The 2,732-nt window shown below is 73.1% G+C and carries 1 protein-coding gene and 1 pseudogene; both read right to left on the reverse strand.

Annotated features, from left to right (window positions below; all coding sequences use genetic code 11):
• Nucleotides 1–57: 57 nt before the first annotated feature.
• Nucleotides 58–408 carry a hypothetical protein gene (locus AB0L65_RS62760; protein ID WP_364267550.1) on the reverse strand — a complete coding sequence of 117 codons (351 nt, stop codon included), beginning with the start codon at nt 406–408 and terminating at the stop codon, nt 58–60.
• A pseudogene (locus AB0L65_RS62765) lies at nt 408–2,732 on the reverse strand (hypothetical protein); the annotation flags it as partial. The gene AB0L65_RS62760 and the pseudogene AB0L65_RS62765, both read right to left, overlap by 1 nt.

Consider the following 2,732-nt stretch of genomic DNA (forward strand, 5'->3'; position numbering starts at 1 on the left):
CAGGTGGCGGCCAGCGCGGGCGGGGCGAAGGGGACGAGGACGGCCGCCGGGCTCAGCTCAGGTGGCTCCCTCCCTGTCGGCGGAGCCGGCCACGTCCTCGGCCATGAGGGCCAGGACTTTGACGTGGCCGATGGTGAAACGCCGCGCAGGTTCGGGCTGGGTGAGCGCGAGGCTCGACTCGGCCGCCTGCACCAGTGGCCCGCGCAGGGCTCGCAGGATCTGCGCGCGCCCGGCGTCCGGCAGCCCTCTCAGGTCGACGCTTCCGAGACCGGCGCTGAGGACCAGCGAGAGGTGTTCTTCGGTGGCCGCGTCCTCGATGGCTTCCAGCAGGAATTCGACCACCCACTCGAACACCCCGAACGACGCGGTCCACGCGTACTCGTCGGAGACGAAGATGTCGTTCGCCATCAGCCACCCACGATGAAGACGTTGCGTCCCAGCGGTTCGATGAACGCCCTCACCGTCGCGATCTGGGCGGACGAGAGCAGAGAGACGTCCACAGGCACGAACTGCGCCTTCCCCAGATGCGACTGAATCTGACCCTGCAGGCTCGGCCAGCTCCGCTCGAAGAACTCCGAGGTGAGACCGCTGCCCACCGCGTCGTAGGACCGCCCGTACTGGTCGAACCAGTCCTCGCTCGTGCCGCTGGACCGGCTGAGCCGCACGCCGCGCTCGGACTCGATACGGAGTGCGGTTTCCATCTCGGCTTTCCTGAATCCCTTCTGCGCCGCGTCCCAACCTAGCGCCCTGCGGCGTACCAACTCCACGAACTCGGCTCTGAGGCTGCCGAGCGAGACCTTGGCGCCCTCGAGCGCCTCGAGCTCGCGCACCGCCTGCGCCTCGAGCCCGAGCACGGTCGCCTGGTCGAGACCGGCCTCGGCCTCCAGGCCCGCCACGGCCTCCTCGGCGCCGACTCCCGTGCGGATGGAGTTCCGGAAGGCGAACACGCTCTTCGCGATCTTGCCGATGACCACCGGGCCCAGGATCTCGCCGGCCACCCAGGCGCAGCCCGAGGCCTTGAAGTTGGCGCAGTCGATGAAGTCGCCGAGCACGGCGTGCACCAGGTTGTTGAACGACTCCTGGATCACCTTCCGCACGTCCATGTGCAGCGTGCGGTGCTCGATGAAGTCGACGTCCTTGACGAGCAGGTTGTAGCGGGTGCACTCCGCCTCGGTCGCGCTCGTCATCTGGCACGTCGCGAGGTTGTAGTACACCGTCCCGTGGATGTGCAGCGGGATGTCGATGTCGCAGGTCCCGTCGCCGCCCCAGCCGGTGGTGCACGACCCGTTCCAGGAGTCCACGGTCAGGTCGGTCGCCACCTCCGTCAGCGCGAAGCCGCCGTCCCAGGTGGCGATGCGCTGGCTGTCCCGGGTCTGCTGGCGGGCCTGCGCCTCGGTCCTGATCGCCGCGGCCTGCGCCTCCTCGGCGCTCTGCCGCGCGTTCTTGGCGGCTTCCTCCGCGGCGCTCGCGTCGGCTTCCGCCTTGGAGGCGACGTCGCGGGCGGTGGCGGCGTCCTGTTCCGCGGCGCTGGCGGCGTCGCGGGCCGAGGCGGCGTCCCGTTCGGCCTCGTCGGCCGAGTCGCGGGCGTCGCCGGCGTAGCCTTCGGCGGCGGTGGCGGCCTTGTCGGCGGCGTCGGCGTCGGCGGTGGCGCGGCGGTCGTACTCGACGGTGTTGGCCTCGGCCTTCACCGCCGCCTTGGCCGCCGCTGCCGCCTCGTCCGCCGAGGCCCGCGCCTGGTTGAGGGAGACCACGGCCTTGGCCGCGGAATCCGCCGCGTCGGCCGCCGCGATGGCGGCCGCCTTGGCGTCGGCGTCGGCCTGGGCCGCCAGCGCCGCTGCCTCTGTCGCGGCCTTCTTCGCCTGGGTGGCCTTGGCCTGGGCGACGGCGGCCTGCTGGGCGGCCAGCGTCTTGGACGCCTGGGCGGTCAGTACGGCCAGGCCCGCGGAGGCGTCGGTCTCCTTGTACGGGGAGCCGAGCTCAATGGCGTCGTTGGCCGGCTTGATGACCTGGACGGACGAGTCGCGGGCGGCCAGTGCCGCCTGGGCGGTGGCGTAGGCGAACCCGGCGGTCTTGACCGCGCTGACGTGCGCGGCGTCGGCCTCCTTGCGGGCGACGACGGCGTCCATCTTGGCCCGCACCGCGTTGGCCATGGCGGTCTTCGCGTACTGCTCGGCGTCACGGACGTTGATGGAGGCGTCCCACGACGCCTTGATGGCGTCGGCCGCCGCGGCATGGGCCTTCTTGACCGCCGCGTTGGTGATCGTCACGTCGCGCTGGGCCGCGTCGGAGGCGGACCGGGCGCGGGCCGCGGAGGCCTCGGCCCGCGTGGCCGCCTCGCGGGCGGCGGACGCGGCCGCGGTGGCCTGGTCGGCGGCGGCGCGCGCGTTGGTCGCGGCGGTGGTCGCCCGATCGGCCGCGGAACGCGCCTGGGTGGCGGCGGTCCTGGCCCCCTCGGCGGCGTCGGTGCCCTCGGCGGACGCGGCGTACGCCTCGCGGGCGGAGGCCTTGGCCTGCAGGGTGTCCCGGGTGCTCTCGGCCTCCAGGGCGGTGGTACGGGCCGCGGCCGCCTTACGCTCGGCCTCCAGCGCCGCTTCCTTCTTGTCGGCCGCCGTGGCGCCGGCGCCCTGGGCGGCGCTCAGCGCGTTGGCGGCCGTCTGCCGTTCGGACTGGGCCCGCTGTTCCGCGGCGGCGGCGTTGGCGCGCTGCTCGGCGGCGATGTTCTTCTGCCGCTC

Source organism: Nonomuraea sp. NPDC052116, from assembly GCF_040680035.1.
GTDB lineage: Bacteria > Actinomycetota > Actinomycetes > Streptosporangiales > Streptosporangiaceae > Nonomuraea > Nonomuraea angiospora_A.

Coding starts and splice junctions, on each gene's coding strand:
- AB0L65_RS62760 (WP_364267550.1), bottom strand. CDS start 408: ATGGCGAACGACATCTTCGTCTCCGACGAGTACGCGTGGACCGCGTCG.